This is a genomic window from Kineococcus esterisolvens (genome assembly GCF_050871405.1).
Taxonomy (GTDB): domain Bacteria; phylum Actinomycetota; class Actinomycetes; order Actinomycetales; family Kineococcaceae; genus Kineococcus.
In genome coordinates, this window is record NZ_JBJLRI010000006.1 from 48,527 (window position 1) to 72,412 (window position 23,886).

A 23,886-nucleotide genomic window follows, 5' to 3' on the forward strand; every position below is an offset into this window, starting at 1 on the left:
ACCCCGCGGAGGACCCGATGACCAGCACGTCGCTGCCCGCACCGCGCCACCGCGCGCCCGTCCCCTCCCCCGCCCCGGAACCGGCGCGGGTGCGTGCCGCGCTGGGAGCCGCCCGCGCCGGGGAGCTGGACGCCGCGGCGGCGGAGGTGCTGCTGCACGCGCGCGGCGCGGACCTGGCGGCCCTGTGCGCGCTCGCCGGGCCCGTGCGCGACGAGGCGATGGCCCGCGCCGGGCGGGCCGGGGTGGTGACGTACTCCAGGAAGGTGTTCGTGCCGGTGACGCGGCTGTGCCGCGACCGCTGCCACTACTGCACCTTCGCGACCGTGCCGGGCCGCGTGCCGGCGGCGTACCTGGAACCGGAGCAGGTGCTGGCCACCGCCCGCTCCGGCGCGGCCGCCGGGTGCAAGGAGGCGCTGTTCACGCTGGGCGACGCCCCGGAGGACCGCTGGGGTGCGGCGCGCCGCTGGCTGGACGAGCGGGGTTTCGCCACCACGCTGCAGTACGTGCAGCACCTGGCGCGGCTGGTGCTCGACGAGACGGGCCTGCTGCCGCACCTGAACCCCGGCGTCATGACGTTCGAGGCGCTGCGTTCCTCGCGGGCGGTGGCGCCCTCGATGGGGATGATGCTGGAGACCACCGCGACACGGCTGTGGAGCGAGCCTGGCCAGGTCCACTACGGCTCCCCCGACAAGGACCCCGCCCTGCGCCTGCGCGTGCTGCACGACGCCGGCCGGGCGCGGGTGCCGTTCACCACGGGGGTCCTCGTCGGGATCGGCGAGACGCCGGCGGAGCGGGTGGACTCGCTGCTCGCGATCCGCGACGTGGCCGCCGAGCACGGTGGTGTGCAGGAGGTCATCGTCCAGAACTTCCGCGCCAAGGACGACACGGCCATGCGCGGCGCGGACGACCTGGGCCACGAGGAGTACCTGGCCGCGATCGCGGTGGCGCGGTTGCTGCTGGGCCCGTCGGTCTCGCTGCAGGCCCCGCCGAACCTGTCGGACCCCGGCCAGCGCGAGCAGTTGCTCGCCGCGGGCGTCGACGACTGGGGCGGGGTCTCGCCGCTGACGCCGGACCACGTGAACCCCGAGCGGCCCTGGCCGCAGCTGGACGACCTGGCGGCCACCACGCGCGGCGCGGGCTTCCACCTCGCCGAGCGCCTCACCGCCCACCCGCGCTTCGTCCTGGACGCCCTGGGCGGCAGCGACGAGTGGATCGACGCCGGGCTGCACGCTCCGCTGGCCTCGCTGGCGGACCCGGCGACGGGCCTGGCGGTGGAGTCGGCCCGCCCCGTGGGGCAGCGGGTGGCCCCGTGAGCACCGAACCCGCTCCCCCGACGGACGCCGAGGTCCGCATGGCGCGCTTCGCCGCGCGGCAGCTCGGCCGGGACGCGACGCCGGAGTTCTCCGAGTTCTCCGACAGCTCCGGGCGGCGGTGGCTGGACGTGCTGACGGTGCACGAGGCACCGCGCCCGGGGTTCACCTCGGTCTCGACGCTGTCGCTGCACCGGTGGGTGAACCTCGTCGGTTCCGGTGCCGAGCGGCACGACGAGCGCGTGGAGCTGGTCACCGTGCTGGCCGGGGTGGAACCGGCCGACGCGGCTGCGCTGCTGGTGGCCTGTGCGTTCACGGCGGTGGCCGAGGCGTGGCCGCTGCGCGCCGGCGCGGTGTTCCCGGGGGTCGCCGGGGAGCTGTTCGGCGCCGGTGCGCAGCACCTGCTGCTGACCGCTCCGGGCCTGTTCCCGCGGCTGGCGCGCTACCGGCTCGACGAGGCGGTGCAGGTCCGCTGGCTTCAGGCGGTGCCGATCCACGAGGTGGAGCGGGAGTTCCTGGACAGCCACGGCCTGGACGCGCTGGAGGACCGGTTCGCCGCCGCGGAGATCGCCGTCGCCGACCCGGCCCGCCCACCCGTTCAGCTGAGCTGAGGGGTCAGCCCGTCAGGCCGATCCGGTCGGTGAAGGCGTTGGCGAACCTCCCACCGGGGTCATGGCGGGCCACCAGCGCGCGGGCGTCGGCGAAGCGCGGGTACAGCCCGGCCAAGGTCGCCGCACCGGCGGTGAACAGCTTTCCCCAGTGCGGGCGGGCACCCAGCGGCAGCAGGGCGTCCTCCACCCGCGCCAGCGCTGCCAGCACCTCCGGCTGGCGCTGCCTGAAGGTGAAGTGGAACGCCACCGCGTCGCGCTCGTACGACGACGACAGCCACAGGCCGTCGGCGGCGACGGTGCGCACCTCGCACATGTGCAGCAGCGGCGCGATCGAGGGGCCCAGGCGGCGCAGCTCGGTGATCGCGGTGAGGGCGTGCTCGCGGCCCACCAGGTACTCGGCCTGCAGCTCCTCGCCGTTGCTGGGCCGGAAGCTGAACCGGAAGTGCGGCAGCCGTTCGTGCCACGGGCCGGGCACACCGAGCTGCTCGGTGGCGTTGCGCACGTCCACCTCCGGCAGCGGGTGCAGCGGCTCGGCGGCGGGGCGCGCGCCGAACAGTTCCGCGGGCGCGTCCGCGGAGTCGTTCAGGCGGGTCTTCAGCCACACCTGCGCGGTGTCCTCCCCGACCCAGGTGGTGTAGACGCTGACGCTGTGGGCGGCGGAGGTGACCGCGTCGAAGTTCCGCGTGAAGGCCGCGAACGACAACCCGGAGTAGACGTCCTGCCGCACCTGGTAGGTGGGCACGACGTCGAGCTCCAGGGAGGTGACGACCCCCAGGGCGCCGAGCGCCACGACGCTGCCGTCGAACTCCTCGTCACCGCGCTCGAGGCGGCGCAGCTCGCCGTCGGCACCGACGAGCTCGAGCGCCCGCACGTCGGCGGCGAGGTTCTGCGCGCGGTCGCCGGAGCCGTGGGTGGCGGTGGCGACGGCACCGGCGACGCTGATGTGCGGCAGGGAGGCCATGGCCCGCAGTGCCGCCCCCGCCGTGTGCAGCCGTTCGGCGAGCGTGCCGTAGCTGGTGCCGGCGCTCACGCGCACGACCCCGCGGGCGGTGTCGACCTCGGCCTGCGGGGGCAGGGACTCCAGGGTGACGAGCTCGCCCGGGGAGTCGGCGACGTCGTTGAAGCAGTGCCGGGTGCCCAGGGCGCGCAGCCGCCCGGTGCGCACGACGAGCTCCTGCAGCTCCGCGATGCTGCGGGGCCGGTGCAGGCGGGCGGCGGCGTAGCGGTGGTTGCGGGCCCAGTTCGTGCCGGGTGCCGCGGTGCCGGTGGGCGACGTCGTCGTCGGGCTGTCCACGCGCGCACGCTAACCCACGGCCCGGCGGTGCGGGCGGGAACGCCGCGAGGGCGGCCCCCCCCTGGTGGAGGACCGCCCTCGCGGGTGGTGCTGGTGGTGCGGCGGGACTCAGAAGTCCATGCCGCCCATGCCGCCGTCGCCGCCGGCAGCGGCCGGGGCCGCCTTCTCCGGCTTGTCGGCGATGACGGCCTCGGTGGTGAGGAACAGGCCCGCGATGGACGCGGCGTTCTGCAGCGCGGAGCGCGTCACCTTGACCGGGTCGTTGATGCCCGCCTCGAGCAGGTCCACGTACTCGCCGGTGGCGGCGTTCAGGCCGTGACCGGTGGGCAGGTTGCGGACCTTCTCCGCCACGACGCCGCCCTCGAGGCCGGCGTTGATGGCGATCTGCTTCAGCGGGGCCTCGACGGCGACCTTGACGATGTTCGCGCCCGTAGCCTCGTCACCGGTCAGCTCGAGCTTGTCGAACGCCACGGCGCCGGCCTGGATGAGGGCCACGCCACCGCCGGCGACGATGCCCTCCTCGACGGCCGCCTTCGCGTTGCGCACGGCGTCCTCGATGCGGTGCTTGCGCTCCTTGAGCTCGACCTCGGTGGCCGCGCCCGCCTTGATGACGGCCACGCCGCCGGCGAGCTTGGCGAGGCGCTCCTGCAGCTTCTCGCGGTCGTAGTCGGAGTCGCTGCGCTCGATCTCGGCGCGGATCTGGCTCACGCGGCCGGCGATGGCGTCGGCGTCGCCGGCACCCTCGACGATCGTGGTCTCGTCCTTGGTGACGACGACCTTGCGGGCGCGGCCCAGCAGGTCGAGGTCCGCGGTGTCGAGCTTGAGGCCGACCTCCTCGGAGATGACCTGGCCACCGGTGAGGATGGCGATGTCGCCGAGCATGGCCTTGCGGCGGTCGCCGAAGCCCGGGGCCTTGACGGCGACGGACTTGAAGGTGCCGCGGATCTTGTTGACGACCAGGGTCGCCAGGGCCTCGCCCTCGACGTCCTCGGCCACGATCACCAGCGGCTTGCCGGACTGCATGACCTTCTCCAGCAGCGGGAGGAGGTCCTTCACCGTGGAGATCTTGGAGTTGAGGATGAGGATGTAGGGGTCCTCGAGCTCCGTCTCCTGACGCTCCGCGTCGGTGACGAAGTAGGGGGAGATGTACCCCTTGTCGAAGCGCATGCCCTCGGTGAGCTCGAGCTCCAGGCCGAAGGTGTTGCTCTCCTCGACGGTGATGACGCCTTCCTTGCCCACCTTGTCGAGGGCCTCGGCGATGAGCTCACCGATGGAGGCGTCACCGGCGGAGATGCCGGCGGTCGCGGCGATCTGCTCCTTGGTGGTGACCTCCTTGGCGGCGGCCACGAGCTGCTCGGTCACGGCCTCGACGGCCTTCTCGATGCCGCGCTTGAGGCCCATCGGGTTCGCACCCGCGGCCACGTTGCGCAGGCCCTCGCGCACGAGCGCCTGGGCCAGGACGGTCGCGGTCGTCGTGCCGTCACCGGCGACGTCGTCCGTCTTCTTCGCGACCTCCTTGACGAGCTCGGCCCCGATCTTCTCGTACGGGTCCTCGAGCTCGATCTCCTTGGCGATGCTCACACCGTCGTTGGTGATCGTGGGGGCGCCCCACTTCTTCTCCAGGACGACGTTGCGGCCCTTGGGGCCGAGCGTCACCTTGACAGCGTCGGCGAGCTGGTTCATCCCGCGCTCGAGACCGCGACGGGCCTCTTCGTCGAAGGCGATGATCTTGCTCATGCCTGGTGTTCCTCCCAGAAGACGGGCGGTGGGTGGCCGGAGCGGTGCCCGCGACGGACGACCGGCGGCGGCGGGGTCACGTCCCCCGCGCCGGCGGCCTCACCGGGTCCGGCCCGGAGCTTTCGCTCCCGGGTCGAGGTGCTGCTGGTGCTGTCACTCTCGACTCGAGAGTGCCAACGCCAATGTTGGCACTCTCCCCCCTCGAGTGCAAACCCCCACCGGCGGGGGCCCCGGCGCGGAGCACGCCGGGGAGGGGGTCACCCCGAGTGGTTGACAGCTCACCCGAACAGCGCCTGGTGGCCCGAGCGAACCGCTGCGACCCTCGAAGGACCGTCCCGCCCCCGGCGGGACCGATCCGAGGAGAGACGTGTCCGAGCTGCCGCTGCGGATCCAGGCGCTGAAGACGCGCCGCACCGACGACCTGTCGGGCGACTACGTGCTGGACCCCACCCACAGCCGCATCGGCTTCGTCACCCGGCACGCCATGGTGACCAGGGTGCGGGGGCAGTTCACCCGCTTCGAGGGCCGCGCCCACCTGGACTTCGCCCGGCCGGCCGCCTCCGGCGTGGAGGTCGTCATCGAGGTGGCGAGCATCGACACCCGGGACCCGCACCGCGACGAGCACCTGCGCACCAACGACTTCTTCGACGCCCCGGCGCACCCGCACCTCGCGTTCCGCTCCACGCACGTCCACCCGCTCGGCGGCGCGGACCACCGCGTCACCGGGGACCTGACGATCAAGGCGGTGACGCTGCCCGTGTCGGTGGACTTCGAGTACACCGGCGCCGCCAGGGACCCCTTCGGCACCACGCGCCTGGGCTTCGAGGGCTCCACGAGGATCAACCGCCGCGACTGGGGCGTGGAGTGGAACGCCCCGCTGGAGACCGGCGGCGTGCTGATCTCGGAGACCGTCGTGCTGGAGTTCGAGATCTCCGCCGTGCCGGCGACCGCGGGCTGAGGGCGCGGCCGCCGGCGGCGGACGCCTCAGACGCCGCGGACGCTCTCGGCCTGCGGGCCCTTCTGGCCCTGGCCGATCTCGAACTCGACGCGCTGCCCCTCCTCGAGGGAGCGGTAGCCGTCGGCGACGATCGACGAGTAGTGCACGAAGACGTCGGCGCCGCCGTCGTCGACGGTGATGAAGCCGTACCCCTTCTCGGCGTTGAACCACTTCACGGTGCCCTGAGCCATTGCGTTCTCCTGGGTGGTGCAGCGAGCGGGACGTCCCCGGCATCGGCCCGGGGGCGGGTCTCACGCTGCCCGCGGCGGTGAGGCCGTGGGCGACGCCCGACGTGCCGGCCCCGTGCAGGACGTGCTCATCGAACTGATCGACCACTGCCCAGGCTAGTGCGGGGAGGGGCCGTCGGGGCAGGGTTCGGCCGGGCCGGTTCGCCGCGCCGGAGCGCTCGCACCGGAGCGGCTCACAGCAACCCCGCCGCGCCGCCGAGCAGCCCGTCGGCCAGGCGGCGCACCGCGAGCACCGCCCCCGCGACCACCAGCAGCGTCAGCGCCGCCCAGGCCAGCACCAGCAGGAGCACCCCGGCCGGTCCGCGGCGGGTGCGGTGCGCCCCCCGGCGGGCCGCCAGCTGGCGCGGGCGCCGCTGGGCCGCGCGGCTCAGGGCTGCACGCCCAGACGGCGCGCCGAGCGAGCGCGCTGGCGGCTGGAGCGCATCCGGCGCAGGCGCTTGACGAGCATGGGGTCGTGCTCCAGCGCCTCGGGGGTGTCGATGAGGGCGTTGAGCACCTGGTAGTAGCGCGTGGGCGAGAGGTCGAACAGCTCGCGCACCGCCTGCTCCTTGGCGCCGGCGTACTTCCACCACTGCCGCTCGAAGGCCAGGAGCTCGGCGTCCCGGCGGCTCAGCCCGCTCCCCCGCCCGGGCTGCCCGGCGCCCTCCTCGCGCGCCGTCGCGCCGACCTGCACCTGCGACCCGTCCACGACCTGCCCCTCTCTCCAGACGACGCCCACTGTAGGAGGCGCCTCCGACACCCGCCGGTCGCGGCGCGCGGGGCGCGGCGGGGCGCGCTAACGTCCCGGCGTGCCCCGGGACCCCGCGCAGGACGAGCCCCTGCCCGACCCGGCGGGCCTGGGGATCGACGACCTCGACCCCGGCTGGGCCCGCGCTCTGGCGCCGGTGCGCGCGCACCTGTCCGAGCTCTCGCAGCGCCTGGCCGACGAGCCCGGCCCCTGGCTGCCGAGCCCCGGGCACGTGCTGCGCGCCTTCCGCCAGCCCTTCGACGACGTGCGCGTGCTGCTGGTCGGGCAGGACCCCTACCCCACCCCCGGGCACCCGATCGGGCTGGCGTTCGCCGTCGAGCCGCACGTGCGCCCGCTGCCGCGCAGCCTGGTCAACGTCTACCGGGAGCTGCGCGAGGACACGGGCGTGCAGCCGCCCGAGCACGGCGACCTGACCGCCTGGACGCGCTCGGGGGTGCTGCTGCTCAACCGGGCGCTGACCGTGCGCGCCGGCGACGCCGGCTCGCACCGGCGGCTGGGCTGGCAGGCGGTGACCGACGCCGCGGTGCGCGCCCTGGCGGCGCGCGGCGGGCCGCTGGTGGCGCTGCTGTGGGGCCGCGACGCGCAGTCGGTGCAGCCGTTGCTGGAGGGGGTGCCCGTGGTGACCGGCGTGCACCCCAGCCCGCTGTCGGCCTCCCGCGGCTTCTTCGGCTCGCGGCCCTTCAGCCGCGTGGACGCCCTGCTGCGCGAGGCCGGCGGCGAGGGGGTCGACTGGCGGCTGGACCCGTAGCGACCCCCCGGGCGCCGCGCGCGGCGGGCACGGCACGATGCGGGCCATGAGCGCACCCGCCACCGGAACCGTCATCCGCACCCCCTTCGGGCGCACCCGCCGCGGGGAGCCCGTGGAGCGCTGGGAGCTGCGGCTGCCCTCGGGGGTGAGCGCGCACGTGCTCACCCGCGGTGCGGCGCTGCACCGCGTGGTCGTGCCCGACGCCGCCGGCGCGCTCGGCGACGTCGTGGTGGCCCTGCCGGACGTCCCCTCCCACGAGGCCGCCGAGGGCTACCCCGGCGCCGTGGTGGGCCGGGTCGCGAACCGCATCGCCGGCGGCACCTTCGAGCTCGGCGGGGTCCGCCACGACGTGCCGCGCAACGACGGACCGAACGCCCTGCACGGCGGCGCGGAGGGCTTCGACCAGCGGGTGTGGGACGCCGAGGAGGTCACCGGCGGCGAGGGGCCGGCGGTGCGGCTGACGCTGCGCAGCCCCGACGGCGACATGGGTTTCCCCGGTGAGCTGACCGCGCAGGTGACCTACGCCCTCACCCAGGACGCCGACGGGGTGCGGCTGCGGCTGGACTACCGCGCCACCACGACCGCACCGACACCGGTGAACCTGACCAACCACGCCTACGTGAACCTCGACGGCCCCGGCACGGTGGAGGAGCACGTGCTGCGCCTGCACGCCTCGCGCTACCTGCCGGTCGACGAGCACCTGATCCCCACCGGGGAGCTGCGCGACGTCACCGGCACGCCGTTCGACTTCCGCACCCCCACCCGCCTGGGCGAGCGCCTGCGCGACGCCGACGAGCAGCTGCTGCGCGCCGGCGGCTACGACCACAGCCTCGTGCTCGACGACGCCGGCACCGGCGAGCGCGTCGTGGCCGAGCTGACCGGCCCGCGCAGCGGCCGGCGCCTGCAGCTGCGCACCGACGCCCCGGGCCTGCAGCTGTACACCGGCAACTTCCTCGACGGCGCCTGGCGCACCCTCGAGGGCCGCCCGGTGCGCCAGGGGGACGCGCTGTGCCTGGAGACGCAGCTGCTGCCCGACGCGGTCAACCGGCCGGCCTTCACGGGCGGCGGGCTGGGCGAGGCCGTGCTGCGCCCCGGGGAGGTCTTCACGACCACCACGACGTTCGTCTTCAGCGCCTGAGGCGCGCAGCGCCCGGGGGCCGGGCGTCCGGGCCCCGGGCGCCCGGCGGCTCAGGCGCGCCGGACGGTGAGGTTCGGCGGTGTGCGCAGCGTCTGCGCGATGACGCAGTAGCGCTCGGCGAGGGAGACCATCTTCGCCTCGGTGGCCTCGTCGGCGTCGGAGGTGAAGTCGAAGGTGACGGTGACGTCGGTGATGCCGACGGGCACCGTGCGGTCCACCCCGAGGGTGCCGCGGGCGTCCCAGACGGCCTCGGCGGTGACGCTGGCGTTGCGCAGCTCCACGCCCATCGCCGTGGCGACGCTGCGCAGCGTCACACCGGCGCAGGCCGCGACCGCCTCGCAGAGCATGTCCGCGGAGCAGGCCTCGGTGCCGTCGCCGCCGGCGGCCGGGTGCAGCCCGGCGCGGGTGGTGCCGGCGAAGCCGTCGACGGAGACGCCGATGGACTGCCCGTCCAGCACGGCCACCGCCTTGGCGGGCACGGCCGCGGCGGAGGGGTCCTCGCGGTACTGGTCCTTCAACGGCTTCTGCAGGGCCCTGAGCTCGGTCGCGTCCACCGGGGCACCTTAGGCCTCCGCGGCAGCAGGTCAAACCCCGGCGGACGCCGCGACCCGGTCCGCGCGGTGGTCCCCGCGGTGGTCCGCACGGTGGTCCCCGCGGGCACCGCCGGGCGCACCGGGGAGACTGGCGCGGTGAGGTGGACGACGGCGGTGCGGACCGCGGAGCAGGTGGCCGAGCGGTGCGCGCACGTGGCCGCGCAGCCGGCGGGGATCGTGCGGCTGCGGGTGGTCGAGGCGTGGCTGTGGGGCCCGCTGCTCGGGCCGCCGGCCGCGGAGGTCCCCGACGACGGGGGTGTGGACGTGGCCCTGGTGTGCGAGGCGGACCCGGTGGAGTGCGCGTGGGGCACCACCCCGCCCGGCGCCGGGCAGTGGCTGGCCGCCTCCGGCCTGGCCAAGCGCCCCGTGCGGCTGGTGTTCCGCTCCGCGGCCGAGCCGGTCTGGAACCACGAGGTCACCACGCCGGTGCGCCTGTGGAGCGCGGCCGCCGGCGGTGCGCAGGACGTGCTCGAGGCGCTGCGCGCCGGCGGGGGCGCGGCCCTGCGCCCGCCGGCGCCCTCGCCGGCCGAGCTGCGCGAGCGGCTGGACCGGGAGCTGGCGGCGAGCCTCGAAGCGGTGCGCCGCGCGAGCGCCGAGCACGACGAGCACCGCTGGTCGCCGGGCTCACCGGTGGGGCGGGCCGACGCCCTGGCGGCCGCCGTGCGCGGCTACCTGCAGCTGCTGGGGGCCCGCGAGGGCTGAGGGGTCACGGGGCCCGGGGGGGCCGCCGCTCAGGGGCAGACGGCCCGCCAGACGTCGGTGTGCATCTCGAAGCGCTCGCTGCGCTGGGGGTCGGTGACCTCCCCGTCGGAGTTGAGCCGGAAGGTGCCCTCCAGGGCCGTGATCTCCACGACCTTGCCGGTGGTGGTGGTGACGTCCTGGCGCTCGACGTGGACGCCGCGGCGCAGCCCGGCGGCGAAGCCCACCCGCGCCAGCGGGCCGGTCGAGGCGGACACGACGACGTCGGCGACGCCGTCGTGCGGGTCGGCGGCCGGCACGAGGGGCGCACCGCCGCCGATGGTGCCGCCGATGCCGATGCCCACGACGAGCACGGGGCGCTGCCCCGAGGCGATGACGCGGCCGTCGACCTCCACGCGCAGGCGGAAGCCGCGACCGGCGCTGACGCCCGCCCAGGCGGCTCCCACGGGGTAGGCGCCGGCGCGCAGGACCTTCTTCAGCCGTTGCGCGCGGGCCGTGGCGGCGGCGCCGATGCCGGCGTGGACGGTGTTGACGGTGATGCGCTCCCGGCTGTCCACGAGCAGCTCCAGGTCGCGGGGACGGCCCCCGGCGGCGATGCGGGCTGCGGCCACCGGGTCCAGCGGCAGGTGCAGGGAGCGCGCCAGGTCGTTGCCCGTGCCCAGGGGCACGATGCCCAGCGGGCCCACCGAGCGCGTGGCGCCCGCGTCCCACAGCAGCTGCAGCGCGGTGTGCAGGGTGCCGTCGCCGCCGAGGAGGACGACGCGGCGGCCGCCGGCGCCGAGCAGCGCCTCGCGCAGCCCCGCGAGGTCGCGGGTGCGCCGCAGCTCCACGTCCGCCCGGCGGCCGAGCTCGCCGACGACCGCCTGGACGGCCCCCTCGCGCGCCGACCCGGCGCCGGCGTTGACGAGGGCGAGGATCCCGCCGGGTGGCTCCACCTGCTGCTGCGTTCGCACGACGGGATCAACGCCGCGACCGGGCGGGGCGTGCCCCGGCGCGGGCTGCCCACAGCACCCTCACAGCACTCCCCCGCCCACCCGGGGGGTGACCGGCACGAGCCGGTCCAGCAGCCGACGCAGCGCGGCCACGTCGGCGACGACGTCGGCCTGGTTGTCCAGGAAGGCCAGCGCCCCCGGCAGCGCGGGCTCGGTGCCCGGCAGCACGTGGTGGTGCAGGCCCGCGACCGCCGCGAGCTTGTGGAAGGTGGGGTACGACAGGCCGGTCGGCGTGATCTCCACCAGGTGCGCGCCCGGCGGGCAGTGCAGGGCGTTGGTCAGGCCCGCCCCGTGCACCCCCACCACGACGCGGGCGGAGGCGAACAGCGACACCTCCTCGGCGAGGTGCGCGTCCTCGAGGTGGACCACGGTGAAGCCCCGCTCCCGGACCGCGCGCAGCACCTGCTCGCGGTTGATGAGCCGCCGCCGGCCGGTGTCGGGCCGGTCGACGAACAGCAGGGCCGGGCCGCCCCCCACGCGCGAGGGCGCCACCCGCTGCCGCACGTCGTCCACGACCCAGGGCGGGACGTTGTACCCGGCCGCGGGCACGGAGCTGACGAGCAGCCGCTCGGTGGTGAAGCGGCGGTCGGCGCCGGAGACCTCGACGCGTGCCGCGCGGGGGACGCCGAGGAGGTCGAGCCACTCGCCGAGGTAGGGGTGGGTGTGCGGCGGGACCAGCCAGTGGTCGACCTCGGCGAGGTCGGCGGCCGCGGCGAGCATGCCGACGCGGGGGACCCCCTGCACCGTCCAGTGGTAGTAGTTCTGCGCCCACGGGGCCAGCAGGGAGGCGGTGGTGCCCTCCAGGTGCACGGCGGGACCGTCCGCCCGCACGTGGGCGGCCAGGCGCGGGGCCGAGCGGACGCGCTCCTGCCACAGGTCCGCGACGAGGCGGCCGGAGGCGAAGACCCACCCGAACCCGCTGACGACGGTGGCGCCCCGGACGTCGAGGACGACCTGCTCGGCGGACTCGCCGACGTGCCCGGCGCACCAGGACCGCCACAGCGGCTCGGGCAGCCCTCCCGGGCGCCGCAGGGGTGCGGGAGCGGCCGGGTGCACGACGAGACGGCGGGCGGCGCCCGCGGCGGCCAGCTCGGCCGAGGTCGTCAGGGGGTGCCGGACGCGCCGGCCGGAGAGGTCGCGCGCGCGGTCGCGCACCCGGTCCCGGACGTGGTGGCCGAGGGCGCGCCTCAGCAGGTAGGGCCACCCGGTGTTGCCCGCTCGCACCGCGCCATGATGGCGGTTCGTTCGACGTGCGACCACTCTCCCCCACCTCACCCCCCGCGCAGGGGGGTGAGCAGCGCGGGCGGGCTGGCGCCGCGGCCCGCCTTCCGGAAGTCGGCGGCGACGTTCCGGAAGGAACCTGCGCGTTTCGCGCGCGCTGCGGGCACCCGTGCGGCTAGCGTGACCACCCTCACGGCCGGGGGACGTCCCCGGGAGGACGAGGAGGTTCTGGTGAGCACGACGGACCACGGATCGAGCGGCCCGCCGGCCGGTGCGGGCCCGGACCGCACGCCCTACGAGGAGGTGCGCGACTCCCCCGAGTTCCAGGCGCTGCGGCGGAGGTTCCGCCGCTTCGTCCTGCCGCTGTCGGCGTTCTTCCTCGTCTGGTACGCGACGTACGTCCTGCTGGCGGACTACGCGCACGACTTCATGAGCACCCGCGTCGGGGACACGAACATCACCGTCGGGCTGCTGTTCGGCCTGGGGCAGTTCGTCTCGACGTTCGCCATCACGACGGCGTACGTGCGCTGGGCGAACAGGCACTTCGACCCCGCCGCCGAGGAGCTGCGCGAGCGCGTCGAGGGGAGGTCCCGGTGATCGCCGCCTTCTCCACCGCGCCCGCCGCGCTGCCCGTCGCGGCCGCCGCCGGCACCGACGTCGGCAACCCCGCGGTCAACATCGCCATCTTCGCAGCGTTCGTCGCGGTGACCCTCGCGGTGGTCCTGCGGGCCAGCCGCAACAACCGCACGGCGGCGGACTTCTACGCCGGGGGCCGCTCGTTCACCGGCGGGCAGAACGGCGTCGCCATCGCCGGCGACTACCTGTCGGCGGCCAGCTTCCTGGGCATCGCCGGCGCCATCGCCCTGTACGGCTACGACGGATTCCTCTACTCGATCGGGTTCCTCGTGGCGTGGCTGGTCGCGCTGCTGCTGGTCGCCGAGCTGCTGCGCAACACCGGCCGCTTCACGATGGCCGACGTCCTCAGCTTCCGGCTGCGTGAGCGGCCGGTGCGGACGGCGGCGGCGATCTCCACCCTGGCCGTGTCGTTCTTCTACCTGCTGGCGCAGATGGCCGGCGCCGGCGGCCTGGTGGCGCTGCTGCTGGGCATCGAGTCGCGCGCCGGGCAGAACGTCGTCATCGCGGTCGTCGGGTCCCTGATGGTGCTGTACGTCCTCGTCGGTGGCATGAAGGGCACCACCTGGGTGCAGATCATCAAGGCGTGCCTGCTGGTGGCCGGTGCCGCCGTGATGACCGTCTGGGTGCTCGCGCGGTACGGGTTCAACCTGTCCGACCTGCTGGGCGCGGCGGTGTCGGCACCGGGCTCGGCGGGCGAGGCGCTGCTGGGGCCCGGCGCCCAGTACGGCGGCAGCGAGGTCTCCAAGCTGAACTTCCTGTCGCTGTCGCTGGCACTGGTCCTGGGAACCGCAGGCCTGCCCCACGTGCTGATGCGGTTCTACACCGTTCCCAGCTCCAAGGAGGCGCGCAAGAGCGTCGTCTGGGCGATCTGGATCATCGGGGTCTTCTACCTGTTCACCCTGGTCATCGGCTACGGCGCCGGCGCGATCGTCGGGCCGGACGTCATCCGGGCGGCCCCGGGGCGGGCGAACTCCGCCGCACCGCTGCTGGCCTACGAGCTGGGCGGCACGATCCTGCTCGGCATCATCGCCGCGGTCGCGTTCGCGACGATCCTCGCGGTCGTCGCCGGCCTGGCGATCACCGCCAGCGCCTCGTTCGCGCACGACATCTACGCCAGCGTCGTGAAGAAGGGCGAGGCGTCCCCCGAGGCGGAGATGCGTGTCGCGCGCATCACGATCGTCGTCATCGGGGCGGTGGCCATCGTCGGCGGCATCTTCGCCAACGGGCAGAACATCGCGTTCCTGGTGGCGCTGGCGTTCGCCGTCGCCGCCAGCGCGAACCTGCCGACGATCCTGTACTCGCTGTTCTGGCGGCGGTTCACCACGCGCGGCGCGCTGTGGAGCACCTACGGCGGGCTGATCTCCTGCCTGGTGCTCATCGCCTTCTCGCCCGTCGTCTCCGGCAAGGTGGACGAGAGCGGGGCGAGCCTGTCGATGATCCGCGACACGGGCGTGGACTTCGCCTGGTTCCCCCTGGAGAACCCGGGCCTGGTGACGATCCCGCTGGCCTTCTTCCTCGGCTGGCTCGGCTCGGTCACCGGCCGGGAGACCGGCAACGAGAAGCGCGCCGCGGAGATGGAGGTGCGCTCGCTGACGGGCGCCGGCGCGGAGAAGGCCGTGCAGCACTGACGGCTGGGCGCGGGAACCCGCACGACGACGGGCCGCGCGCCCGGGGGACCCCCCGGGCGCGCGGCCCGTTCGCGTACCGTCGCCGAGGGGTCGGGGTGGGCGGGCTCCTTCCGCCCCGCCTGCACCGTCACGGCCCTGTTCGCCGCGGAGCGGTGAACAGGGCGCGGACCAGCGCGGAGCGGGGACGCGCCAGGGCGAGGGCGGCACCGACGAGGAGGGCTGCGCTCGCCGAGACGGCCACGAGCAACGTCGCGTCCTCGACCCCGGCGAGGTCGGCGCACCGCACGAGGACGTAGATGACCGGGAAGTGCACGACGTAGAAGACGACCGAGTTCCGCCCGGTGAACCGCAGCGGCCGCAGCAGCGCGCTCCGGGCGATCCGGTGCGTGCAGAACGCCAGCACCAGGGCACCCGCCAGCGTGCCCGGCAACGCCCGGGGCCCGTACCCGGACATGTCCAGCAGCGCGTAGGAGGCCCCGAGCACCGCGGCGGCGACCGCCGCCGCCAGGGGGCTGCGCACCGCGGCGCGCAGGAGGCCGGGGCGTTCCGCGAGCCACCAGCCCCCCAGGAACAGCGCGAACAGGAACGCCGGGCGCTCCAGGTACTTGGTCCCGTCCGGGGCGAGCTCGGCGAGGAGCAGGAAGACCGCCGCGACGGGCAGGCGCGGCAGGCGCCGCACGGCGAGGGCGGCGGCGTAGAAGACCAGCAGGAAGAGCAGGTACCACAGGTACGAGCCGCCGACGAGGAGGGAGGGCACCAGCCAGGCGAGCGCCTCCACCCCCAGCCCGGGCCAGTAGACGAGGCCGTACAGGACCGTCCACAGCAGGAAGGGGTAGCCGATCGCGGCGAGCTTGCCGCCGGCGTAGCGCCGGAGCCCCTTGCTCATGGAGCGCGGCAGCAGGAGCCCGGACAGCAGCACGAGCAGCGGGATGCGGAAGGGCGCCACGGCACCGTTGACGGACTGCAGGCCCTCGGGCACCTGCAGGCCGGCGAAGCGCAGGAGGGTGCCGGCGTGGAAGAGCACCACGGCGATCAGGGCGACCCCCCGCAGCACGTCCATCCAGTCGGCCCGGGTCCGCGCGGGCCGCCCCACGTCCACCCCGTCGTCGGGGGTGGGGGATGCCGAGGTGCGGGGAACGGTCGCCATGCGTGCTGAACCGCCTTCCTGCCCGCCGCCGGACGTGGGGGCCCGGGGTCGTCCGGCCGAGGGCTCGGCGGGAACGCGCCGGTGCGAGGCGCACGGTAGCCGAGCCGGGCGCCTCTTCGCGACGGTTGACCGACCCGCGGTCACCACGATCCCCCGGGACCTCGATCCCCGCCCCCCGTCCGGGGGGCGGGGATCAGCAGGCCGGCGCGACCGGCACCAGGGCGCCGGTGTCGACCCAGGTGTTGCCGGTGAACGTGACGCCGGCGGGCGCGATGATCGGGCCGTACTTGCCCCCGCGGCCGAACGTGTTGTTGCGGAACACCACGCTGCCGGTGAACCGCGCGGTGCAGCTGACGTTCACCGAGAACGTGCCGCCGTTGAAGTAGTTGTTCTCGAAGACCGCGGTGCGCAGTTCCTGGTTCCCGGTCTCGGTGCCGAGCTGGACGGCCGCGTTGAGGAAGTCGTCGACGCCCGGGGTGCGCGGGTCCAGGGTGTTGTGCCGGACCAGGATGCGGGCGCCGGTGGTGGACTGCATCGCGTCGGTGTGCACGTCGGGGTCGCGGACCAGTCCGTGGACCCAGCTGTCGACGATGGTGACGTCGTAGCCGAGGCGGGGGCCGTCCTGGGTGCCGCGGACCTCCACCCGGCGCAGGGTGTACCCGCCCCAGCCGATGGCGACCTCGGCCGCGCCGTTCGCGCCGTCGATCTCGGAGTCCTCCATAACGAAGCCCTTGGCGCCGCTCAGCGACACGGCGAGGAGGCGATCGTCGGCGCAGGTGACCCGCGAGTTGCGCACGACCACGTCGGTCGCGCGCACCGTCAGGCAGCCCATGTCCAGCCCGTCGAGCACGGTCCCCGGCGTCGTGACGAGGACGTCGCCGACCGGCTGCAGCACCTTGCCCGCGGGCACGCCGGTGGTGTCGGCGTTCGGCCAGCCGGCCGGGATCCCGAGCGGCGTCGGCGGGACCAGGCGCAGCACCTTGTAGACCTTCTGCACCATGTACTTGCCCGCGTAGAGCCTGGCGACGAGGGTCACCGAGTCGGTGCGGCCGGTCAGGTCCACCGTCCCGGAACCCCGGTGGAGACCGTCCTCGCTGGTCACCGTGTCGATGGTTCCCACCTGCGTGGAACCGATCCAGTAGGTGCCGCGGTCGAAGGCCACCGTCGTGGTGGTCTCGATGTCGATGGCCGCGGCGGGGATGCGGGCGTTGTTCACGCTGGCACCGTCGTAGTACATGACGGGCGCGGGGGCGGCCTCGGCGGCCGGGGCCGTACCGGCGCCGGCGCCGAGGGCGGCGACGAGCGCGGCGGCCGCGAACAGGGCGCGCCCGCGGCGGGGGCGGCGGGGGGTGGCGACGGTGAGCATGGCAGGACTCCGGGGTTCAGAGGGTTTCGCGTTGCCCCCTCTGCATCGGGGTCCTGAGCCGCCTACTCTCTCCGCCCGCGGGGTGCTGGCGAACGGGTGAACCCCGGTTACACCCGTCCCGCCGCGGGGTAGGGGCTCACCCGCGAGCGGCCCGCTGCGCGGCAGCGGCCGCGTCGTACAGCTCCCTCGAGGTCGCGCCGTGCGCCCGGGCGACCTCGCGCACCGCGTCCTTGAGCCGCTGCCCCGCCCCGACGCGGGTCAGCACCCGCTCCACCAGCTCGGTCTCGTCGAGGGCACCGGCACCGGGCTCGGCGCCCGCGACGACCAGGCACACCTCCCCGCGCACCTCGCGCGCCTCGGCCCACTCGGCCAGGTCCCCCAGCGGTGCGCGCACGACCTCCTCGTAGGTCTTGGTCAGCTCCCGGCACACCGCGGCCGGGCGCTGCGCGCCGAAGGCGGCGGCCATCGCGGTCAGGGTGGCGGCGGTCCGGTGCGGGGACTCGAAGAAGATGAGCGTGCGCTCCTCGGCGGCCAGCTCCTGCAGCGCGCGCTCGCGCTGCCCGGGCCTGCGGGGCGGGAAGCCCTCGAAGGCGAACCGGTCGCTGGGCAGGCCGGACAGGGCGAGCGCGGTGAGGGCCGCCGAGGGGCCCGGGACGGCGGTGACCAGCAGGCCGGCGTCGGCGCAGGCGCGGACCAGGCGGAAACCGGGGTCGGAGACCGAGGGCATCCCGGCGTCGGTGACGAGCAGGACGGTGGCTCCCGCGGCGATCTCCTCGACCAGCGCGGGGGTGCGGGCCGCCTCGTTGTGCTCGTGGTAGCTGAGGACCCGGCCGCCGGTGGTCACGCCCAGGGCGGCGCAGAGCCGGTGCAGCCGGCGGGTGTCCTCGGCGGCGACGACGTCGGCGCCGGCGAGGTGCTCGCGCAGCCGGGGCGAGGCGTCGCCTGGGTTGCCGATGGGGGTAGCGGCCAGCACGAGACGGCCGTCGCCGGCCACGGCCGGGTTTGCCTGGTCTTCCACCCCCCGATCGTCGCGCACACCGCCGCGGGGGCGGCACCGCCCCGCTCCCCGCCCCCGCACCTACGATGAACCGCGTGATCCACAGCTGCGGGGACGTCGCGTGAGGCCGCTGCCGAGGAGGGGGCGGTGAGCGCGACGGTGGGCGCCCGGCCGGCCCGGTGGCGTCCGGAGGAGGTGCGCGAGCGCCTGCTCGGCGGCGCGTCGGAGATCACCGGGGAGTCGTGGCGGCGCGGCTGGCTGCCGCTGCTCGTGGTGACCCTCATCGGCGGCTTCCTGCGCTTCTGGCGCCTGGGCGAGCCGCACCAGCTGGTCTTCGACGAGACGTACTACGTCAAGCAGGGGTACTCGCTCCTGCAGCACGGCGTGGAGCTGCGCAACGACGCCTCGATCCCCACCCCGGACGCGCTGTTCACCGCGGGCACGCCGGACGTCTTCGGCACCGAGGGCGACTTCGTGGTCCACCCCCCGGTGGGCAAGTGGATGATCGGCCTCGGGCAGTGGCTGTTCGGGGTGGACTCCTCCTTCGGCTGGCGCTTCGCGGCGGCGCTGGTGGGGACGCTGTCGATCCTGGTGCTCGGGCGGGTGGCGCGGCGGCTGTTCCGCTCCACCGTGCTGGGGGTGACGGCCGCGGTGCTGCTGGCCACCGACGGCCTGCACTTCGTGGAGAGCCGCACGAGCCTGCTCGACGTCTTCCTCTCCTGGTGGGTGCTGGTGGCCTTCGCCTGCCTGCTGGTCGACCGCGACCGCGCCCGCGAGCGGCTGGCCCGGGCGGTGGCCGAGCACGGCGCGGGGGGTCTGGGCCCGCGGCTGGGGTGGCGGCCCTGGCGGCTGGCGGCCGGGGTGAGCCTGGGCCTGGCGTGCGGGGTGAAGTGGTCCGGCCTGTACGTGCTGGCGGTCTTCGGCCTGGTGACGGTGCTGTGGGACGCCGGTGCCCGGCGCGCGGTGGGCGTGCGGTCCTGGCTGCCGGCGGCCGCCTGGCGCGACGGCGTGCCGGCGTTCCTGGCGATGGTGCCGGTGGCGGTGGCCGTCTACGTGGCCGGCTGGGCGGGCTGGTTCGCCTCCGACGACGGCTGGGACCGGCAGTGGGGCGCCCAGCACCCCTCCAGCGGCGTCGGCGACCTCGTGCCGGACGCGCTGCGCGGCCTGTGGCACTACCACCAGCAGGCGTACGCCTTCCACGTCGGGCTGGACAGCCCGCACCCGTACTCCGCGAACCCCTGGTCGTGGCTGGTGCAGGGCCGGCCCACGTCGTTCTTCTACGAGGACCCGGTGCTGGGCGAGGACGGCTGCACCGTGGCGCAGTGCTCCAAGGCGATCACCTCGCTGGGCACCCCGGTCCTGTGGTGGGCGGGGGTGGCGGCCCTGGTGGTGCTGCTGTGGTGCTGGGCGCTGCGCCGCGACTGGCGCGCGGGTGCGGTGCTGGCCGGGTACGCGGCGACCTACCTGCCGTGGTTCCAGTACCAGCAGCGCACGATCTTCACGTTCTACGCGGTGGTGCTGGTGCCCTTCGTGGTGCTGGGCGTGGTGTACGTGCTGGGGCTGGTGCTCGGCCCCGACCCGGGCACGGCGGTGCTGCGCGGCGGGAAGGGCGTGGAGGCGGCCCTGAGCCGGAGGCGCCGGGGAGCCCTGGCGGCGGGGGTGGTCGTGGTGGGCTGCGTGGCCTGCTTCGCCTTCTTCTGGCCGATCTACACGGCGGAGGTCATCCCCTACGAGGAGTGGCAGCGGCGCATGTGGCTGCCGAGCTGGGTGTGATGCGAGGCACCACCGGGACCAGTGTGGTGATCGTCATGTGACAGTTACGTTGAGGCATGACTACAGTGCGCGCTGTCACAGGCTGCTCCAACCAGGTGGCCGCGATCGGATGAGGTCTCGCCCATGACAGCACTGCTCGTCGCCAACGACGGCGGACACCTCATGCAACTGAAGACCCTCGCCCGCCGCCTGCCCCTCCAGGACTCCTTCCACTGGGTCACCGTGCCCACCCCGCAGTCGCTGTCCCTGCTCGAGGGCGAGGAGGTGACCTGGGTCAAGCCCGGCCCCACCCGTGACGTCAAGGCCGCCGTGCAGAACGCCCTGCTGGCCTCGCCGCTGTTCAAGCGCCGCCGGATCTCCGCCGTGGTGAGCACCGGCTCCAGCCTGGCCGTCTCCGTCCTGCCGCAGGCCCGCCTGCACGGAGCCCCCGCCTACTACATCGAGAGCGCCACCCGCACCGACGGGCCCTCCCTCAGCGGCCGCCTGCTCTCCAGGGTCCCCGGCGTGGAGCTGTACACCCAGAACTCCGCCTGGGCCTCGCGCCGCTGGAAGTACGCCGGCTCCGTCTTCGACGGCTGGGAGGCGCGCCGCGCCGAGGACCGGAAGAAGATCTCCAAGGTCGTCGTCTCCCTCGGCACCTCGCGCACCTACGGCTTCCGCAGGCTGGTCGAGCACCTCGCGCCGATGCTGCACGACACGGGCGCCGAGGTGCTCTGGCAGACCGGCACCACCGACACCACGGGCCTGCCCGTGATCGACCCGCGCACCGCCGTGCCGGCCGCGGAGCTGGGCGCGGCCATGCGCGAGGCCGACCTGGTGGTCGCGCACGCCGGCACGGGCGTGGCCCTGGAGGCGCTCCAGGCCGGCAAGCTGCCGATCCTGGTGCCGCGGCGCGCGGAGTTCGCCGAGCACGTCGACGACCACCAGGAGCAGATCGCCGCGATGCTGCGCGCCCGGGGCCTGGCCGTCGTGCGCGAGGCCGACGCTCTGGACCACGACGACTTCCTCACCGCGGCCTCCAGCGCCGTGGAGCTGCGCGGCGACGCCCAGCCGCTGGCGCTCTAGCGCGGGCGGTGGCGCCCCGGGCGGGAGTCCGGGGCCGCCGCCCGTGCCGCTCGGCGCGCCAAGGGTCGGCGCACCACCGGTCAGCGCACCACCGGTCAGCGCACCACCGACAGGTGCGCCAGCAGGGGCTGCCACCACTGCTCGTTGTCGCGGTACCACGCGACCGTGTCGGCCAGCCCCTCGGTGAAGGTGTGCCGCGGCTCGTAGCCGAGCTCGCCGCGGATCTTGGAGATGTCCACGGAGTAGCGCCGGTCGTGGCCCTTGCGGTCCTCCACCTGCCGCACCCGGTCCCAGCCGGCGCCGAGGGCGTCCAGGATCCGCTCGGTGAGCTCGCGGTTGGTCAGCTCCGTGCCGCCGCCGATGTTGTAGACCTCGCCCGGGCGGCCGCCGTCGACGACGAGCTGGATGCCGCGGCAGTGGTCGTCCACGTGCAGCCAGTCGCGCACGTTGAGGCCGTCGCCGTACAGCGGCACCGTCCCGCCGCGCATCAGCGAGGTGATGAAGAGCGGGATCACCTTCTCCGGGAACTGGTAGGGCCCGTAGTTGTTCGAGCAGCGCGTGACGACCGTGGGCACGCCGTGCGTGCGGTGGTAGGCCCGCGCCAGCAGGTCGCTGGACGCCTTGGACGCCGAGTACGGGCTGTTCGGCTCCAGCGCGTGGTCCTCGCTCCAGGAACCGGACTCGATGCTGCCGTACACCTCGTCGGTGGAGACGTGGACGAACTTGTCCACGCCGTGGCGCAGCGCGGAGTCCAGCAGGGTCTGGGTGCCCACGACGTTGGTGTGCACGAAACCCGCCGCTCCGGTGATGGAGCGGTCGACGTGGCTCTCGGCGGCGAAGTGGACCACGACGTCGGCGCGCTCGATGAGCGCGTCCACCGTGGGGGCGTCGGTGATGTCGCCCTCGACGACCTCCAGGCGAGGGTCGGTGGCCACCGGGTCCAGGTTCGCCAGGTTCCCGGCGTACGTGAGCTTGTCCAGCACGACGAGGGACTCGACGTCCTGCGCGCCGTGCGCCCCCGTCAGCGCGGAGCGCACGTAGTGGCTCCCGATGAAACCTGCACCGCCGGTGACCAGGAGTCTCATGAGCGTCATACTACGGTGCCATGCGCGGAATCATCCTCGCCGGCGGATCCGGTACCCGGCTGCACCCCATCACCCAGGGCATCAGCAAGCAGCTCGTCCCGGTGTACGACAAGCCGATGGTCTACTACCCGCTGTCGACGCTCATGCTGGCGGGGGTGCGCGACGTCCTGGTCATCACCACCCCGCACGACGCGGAGGGGTTCCGGCGGCTGCTGGGCGACGGCTCGCAGTTCGGCATCTCGATCAGCTGGGCCGTGCAGCCCTCCCCCGACGGCCTGGCACAGGCCTTCCTCATCGGCAAGGAGTTCATCGGGTCCGACTCCGTGGCCCTCGTGCTGGGCGACAACATCTTCTACGGGCCGGGTCTGGGCACGCAGCTGCGCCGCTTCGACGGGCTGACCGGCGGCGCCATCTTCGCCTACTGGGTGGGCGACCCCACCGCCTACGGCGTCGTCTCCTTCGACGCCGAGGGCAACGCGCTGTCGCTGGAGGAGAAACCCGCGAACCCCGCCAGCAACTACGCCGTGCCCGGCCTGTACTTCTACGACAACGACGTCGTGGGCATCGCCGAGGGCCTGCGCCCGTCGGCGCGCGGGGAACTGGAGATCACCGACGTGAACCGCACCTACCTGCAGCGGGGTGCGCTGCGCGTGGAGGTGCTGCCGCGGGGCACGGCCTGGCTGGACACCGGGACGTTCGACCAGATGCTCGCGGCGGGCAACTACGTCAGCACCCTGGAGGCGCGCCAGGGCCTGAAGATCGGCTGCCCCGAGGAGATCGCCTGGCGCAACGGCTGGCTGGACGACGACGCGCTGCGCGCGCGCGGCGAGCGGCTCGCCAAGAGCGGGTACGGCGCGTACCTGCTGGAACTGCTGGCGCGCGGGGCGCGCTGACGCGCCGGCGCTCAGCCCAGGACGGCGGGCGCGGCCACCTCCCAGCGCTCGCGCCAGTCGCCGATCGGCTCCACCCCCACCGGAGCCAGGTTCGAGGTGTCCAGCACGGAGAACGCCGGCCGCGGCGCGGGGCGCACGAACTCCGCACTCGTGACGGGTTCCAGCGCCACGCGCCCCAGGCCCGCCGAGGCGAGCACGGCGCCGGCGAACCGGAACCACGAGCAGCGCCCCGCCGAGACCGCGTGGTAGGTGCCCGCCGGGGCGGCGACCGCGACCAGGTCCAGGGCCAGGCGCGCCACGTCCACGGTCCACGTCGGCTGGCCGACCTGGTCGTCGACGACGGAGAGCGCACCGCGCTCGGCACCCACCCGCGCCATCGTCTTCGGGAAGCACGGCCCGTGCGCGCCGTACAGCCACGCGGTGCGCAGCACGAGCGCGTCGGCACCGCTGGCCGCGACCGCCCACTCCCCCGCGGCCTTGGTGCGCCCGTAGGCGCTGCGCGGCGCCTGCGGGACGTCCGGCGCGTACGGCTCGTTGGCCTCGCCGTCGAACACGTAGTCGGTGGACACGTGCACCAGTCGCGCCCCGGCGCCCGCGGCGGCGAGGGCGAGGTTGCGCGCGCCGACGGCGTTCACGGCGAACGCCGCGGCCTCCTCCGTCTCCGCGGCGTCCACCGCGGTGTGCGCGGCGCAGTTCACGACGACGTCCGCACCGGCCGCCGCGCGCCGGCAGGCGGCGAGGTCGGTGACGTCCAGGTCCGCGCGCCCGAGGGGTGCGACGTCCTCCCCGCGCTCGCGCAGCGCCGCCACGACGTCCGTCCCCAGCATCCCGGTGGCCCCGGTCACGACCCAGCGCACACGTCCCCCTCGTCCTCCTCCGGCACGACGCGCCGCAGCCTACGGTGACCGGCTCCTCACCGACAGCCTCCACCGGTGGGCCGGCGGGGTGGGTAGGGTCGCG

At 74.8% G+C, this 23,886-nt stretch carries 22 protein-coding genes and 1 pseudogene; 11 read left to right on the plus strand and 12 right to left on the minus strand.

Translation table 11 applies throughout. From position 1 onward, the window contains the following. Nucleotides 1-17: 17 nt before the first annotated feature. Nucleotides 18-1,298: pseudogene (gene cofG / locus ACRYR8_RS03945) on the plus strand (7,8-didemethyl-8-hydroxy-5-deazariboflavin synthase CofG); the annotation flags it as partial. Between the two features lie 11 nt (nucleotides 1,299-1,309). After that, on the plus strand, nucleotides 1,310-1,921 hold the full coding sequence (locus tag ACRYR8_RS03950) for a suppressor of fused domain protein (RefSeq protein WP_432482773.1): 612 nt from the start codon (nucleotides 1,310-1,312) through the stop codon (nucleotides 1,919-1,921). A 4-nt stretch (nucleotides 1,922-1,925) separates the two neighbouring features. On the opposite strand, the gene ACRYR8_RS03955 is transcribed toward ACRYR8_RS03950, so the two are convergent. Together ACRYR8_RS03955 and groL are read right to left on the minus strand one after the other, a co-directional pair. Next, on the minus strand, nucleotides 1,926-3,215 hold the full coding sequence (locus ACRYR8_RS03955; RefSeq protein WP_432482774.1) for a D-arabinono-1,4-lactone oxidase: 1,290 nt from the start codon (nucleotides 3,213-3,215) through the stop codon (nucleotides 1,926-1,928). A 108-nt stretch (nucleotides 3,216-3,323) separates the two neighbouring features. Continuing rightward, nucleotides 3,324-4,952, minus strand: coding sequence for a chaperonin GroEL (gene groL / locus ACRYR8_RS03960; protein ID WP_432482775.1), 1,629 nt, complete (start codon nucleotides 4,950-4,952; stop codon nucleotides 3,324-3,326). Between the two features lie 367 nt (nucleotides 4,953-5,319). On the opposite strand from groL, the gene ACRYR8_RS03965 reads away from it, so the two are divergent. Further along, nucleotides 5,320-5,910, plus strand: coding sequence for a YceI family protein (locus tag ACRYR8_RS03965; protein WP_432482776.1), 591 nt, complete (start codon nucleotides 5,320-5,322; stop codon nucleotides 5,908-5,910). Nucleotides 5,911-5,936: 26 nt separating this feature from the next. Here ACRYR8_RS03965 and ACRYR8_RS03970 read toward each other — a convergent pair whose 3' ends face one another. Together ACRYR8_RS03970 and ACRYR8_RS03975 are read right to left on the minus strand one after the other, a co-directional pair. Next, the gene (locus tag ACRYR8_RS03970) at nucleotides 5,937-6,140 is read right to left on the minus strand and encodes a cold-shock protein (RefSeq protein WP_432482777.1); all 204 of its coding nucleotides are present in this window, start codon (nucleotides 6,138-6,140) and stop codon (nucleotides 5,937-5,939) included. 424 nt (nucleotides 6,141-6,564) lie between these two features. After that, nucleotides 6,565-6,870, minus strand: a complete 306-nt coding sequence (locus ACRYR8_RS03975) for a nucleoid-associated protein NapA (protein WP_432482825.1) — start codon at nucleotides 6,868-6,870, stop codon at nucleotides 6,565-6,567. A gap of 115 nt (nucleotides 6,871-6,985) precedes the next feature. Between ACRYR8_RS03975 and ACRYR8_RS03980 the strand changes: the two genes are divergently transcribed. After that, on the plus strand, nucleotides 6,986-7,693 hold the full coding sequence (locus ACRYR8_RS03980) for a uracil-DNA glycosylase (protein WP_432482778.1): 708 nt from the start codon (nucleotides 6,986-6,988) through the stop codon (nucleotides 7,691-7,693). 46 nt (nucleotides 7,694-7,739) lie between these two features. Continuing rightward, nucleotides 7,740-8,831 (plus strand): aldose epimerase family protein, encoded by a 1,092-nt coding sequence (locus ACRYR8_RS03985; RefSeq protein WP_432482779.1) that lies wholly within the window; start codon nucleotides 7,740-7,742, stop codon nucleotides 8,829-8,831. 50 nt (nucleotides 8,832-8,881) lie between these two features. Here ACRYR8_RS03985 and ACRYR8_RS03990 read toward each other — a convergent pair whose 3' ends face one another. After that, the gene (locus ACRYR8_RS03990) at nucleotides 8,882-9,385 is read right to left on the minus strand and encodes an OsmC family protein (protein ID WP_432482780.1); all 504 of its coding nucleotides are present in this window, start codon (nucleotides 9,383-9,385) and stop codon (nucleotides 8,882-8,884) included. Nucleotides 9,386-9,520: 135 nt separating this feature from the next. Here ACRYR8_RS03990 and ACRYR8_RS03995 point away from each other — a divergent pair, with 135 nt between their 5' ends. Next, on the plus strand, nucleotides 9,521-10,126 hold the full coding sequence (locus tag ACRYR8_RS03995; protein WP_432482781.1) for a DUF7711 family protein: 606 nt from the start codon (nucleotides 9,521-9,523) through the stop codon (nucleotides 10,124-10,126). A gap of 29 nt (nucleotides 10,127-10,155) precedes the next feature. On the opposite strand, the gene ACRYR8_RS04000 is transcribed toward ACRYR8_RS03995, so the two are convergent. Together ACRYR8_RS04000 and ACRYR8_RS04005 are read right to left on the minus strand one after the other, a co-directional pair. Beyond that, the gene (locus ACRYR8_RS04000) at nucleotides 10,156-11,076 is read right to left on the minus strand and encodes a diacylglycerol/lipid kinase family protein (RefSeq protein ID WP_432482782.1); all 921 of its coding nucleotides are present in this window, start codon (nucleotides 11,074-11,076) and stop codon (nucleotides 10,156-10,158) included. 60 nt (nucleotides 11,077-11,136) lie between these two features. Next, nucleotides 11,137-12,339, minus strand: a complete 1,203-nt coding sequence (locus ACRYR8_RS04005; protein WP_432482783.1) for a glycosyltransferase family 61 protein — start codon at nucleotides 12,337-12,339, stop codon at nucleotides 11,137-11,139. 228 nt (nucleotides 12,340-12,567) lie between these two features. Between ACRYR8_RS04005 and ACRYR8_RS04010 the strand changes: the two genes are divergently transcribed. Together ACRYR8_RS04010 and ACRYR8_RS04015 are read left to right on the plus strand one after the other, a co-directional pair. Further along, nucleotides 12,568-12,933, plus strand: coding sequence for a DUF485 domain-containing protein (locus ACRYR8_RS04010; protein ID WP_432482784.1), 366 nt, complete (start codon nucleotides 12,568-12,570; stop codon nucleotides 12,931-12,933). Beyond that, nucleotides 12,933-14,600 carry a monocarboxylic acid transporter gene (locus ACRYR8_RS04015; RefSeq protein ID WP_432482826.1) on the plus strand — a complete coding sequence of 556 codons (1,668 nt, stop codon included), beginning with the start codon at nucleotides 12,933-12,935 and terminating at the stop codon, nucleotides 14,598-14,600. Before ACRYR8_RS04010 ends, ACRYR8_RS04015 begins: the two co-directional genes overlap by 1 nt. A gap of 127 nt (nucleotides 14,601-14,727) precedes the next feature. On the opposite strand, the gene ACRYR8_RS04020 is transcribed toward ACRYR8_RS04015, so the two are convergent. The 3 genes from ACRYR8_RS04020 to rsmI form a co-directional block, all read right to left on the minus strand. Then, nucleotides 14,728-15,747: an acyltransferase family protein gene (locus tag ACRYR8_RS04020; RefSeq protein WP_432482785.1), complete on the minus strand. Its 1,020-nt coding sequence runs from the start codon at nucleotides 15,745-15,747 to the stop codon at nucleotides 14,728-14,730. 193 nt (nucleotides 15,748-15,940) lie between these two features. Next, nucleotides 15,941-17,113, minus strand: coding sequence for a hypothetical protein (locus ACRYR8_RS04025; protein WP_432482786.1), 1,173 nt, complete (start codon nucleotides 17,111-17,113; stop codon nucleotides 15,941-15,943). Nucleotides 17,114-17,249: 136 nt separating this feature from the next. Next, nucleotides 17,250-18,131, minus strand: a complete 882-nt coding sequence (gene rsmI / locus ACRYR8_RS04030) for a 16S rRNA (cytidine(1402)-2'-O)-methyltransferase (RefSeq protein ID WP_432482787.1) — start codon at nucleotides 18,129-18,131, stop codon at nucleotides 17,250-17,252. Between the two features lie 126 nt (nucleotides 18,132-18,257). On the opposite strand from rsmI, the gene ACRYR8_RS04035 reads away from it, so the two are divergent. Beyond that, a complete protein-coding gene (locus tag ACRYR8_RS04035) occupies nucleotides 18,258-19,883 on the plus strand; it encodes a dolichyl-phosphate-mannose--protein mannosyltransferase (protein ID WP_432482788.1) in 1,626 nt (541 codons plus the stop codon). A gap of 123 nt (nucleotides 19,884-20,006) precedes the next feature. Next, a complete protein-coding gene (locus tag ACRYR8_RS04040; RefSeq protein ID WP_432482789.1) occupies nucleotides 20,007-20,948 on the plus strand; it encodes a glycosyltransferase in 942 nt (313 codons plus the stop codon). 95 nt (nucleotides 20,949-21,043) lie between these two features. Here ACRYR8_RS04040 and rfbB read toward each other — a convergent pair whose 3' ends face one another. Next, nucleotides 21,044-22,033 (minus strand): dTDP-glucose 4,6-dehydratase, encoded by a 990-nt coding sequence (gene rfbB / locus ACRYR8_RS04045; protein ID WP_432482790.1) that lies wholly within the window; start codon nucleotides 22,031-22,033, stop codon nucleotides 21,044-21,046. A gap of 20 nt (nucleotides 22,034-22,053) precedes the next feature. Between rfbB and rfbA the strand changes: the two genes are divergently transcribed. Continuing rightward, entirely contained in the window at nucleotides 22,054-22,926 is an 873-nt protein-coding gene (gene rfbA / locus ACRYR8_RS04050) for a glucose-1-phosphate thymidylyltransferase RfbA (RefSeq protein WP_432482791.1), read from the plus strand. A gap of 11 nt (nucleotides 22,927-22,937) precedes the next feature. Here the strand turns inward: rfbA and rfbD are convergent, their stop codons facing one another. Then, nucleotides 22,938-23,783 (minus strand): dTDP-4-dehydrorhamnose reductase, encoded by an 846-nt coding sequence (gene rfbD / locus ACRYR8_RS04055; RefSeq protein WP_432482792.1) that lies wholly within the window; start codon nucleotides 23,781-23,783, stop codon nucleotides 22,938-22,940. Nucleotides 23,784-23,886 lie beyond the last annotated feature (103 nt).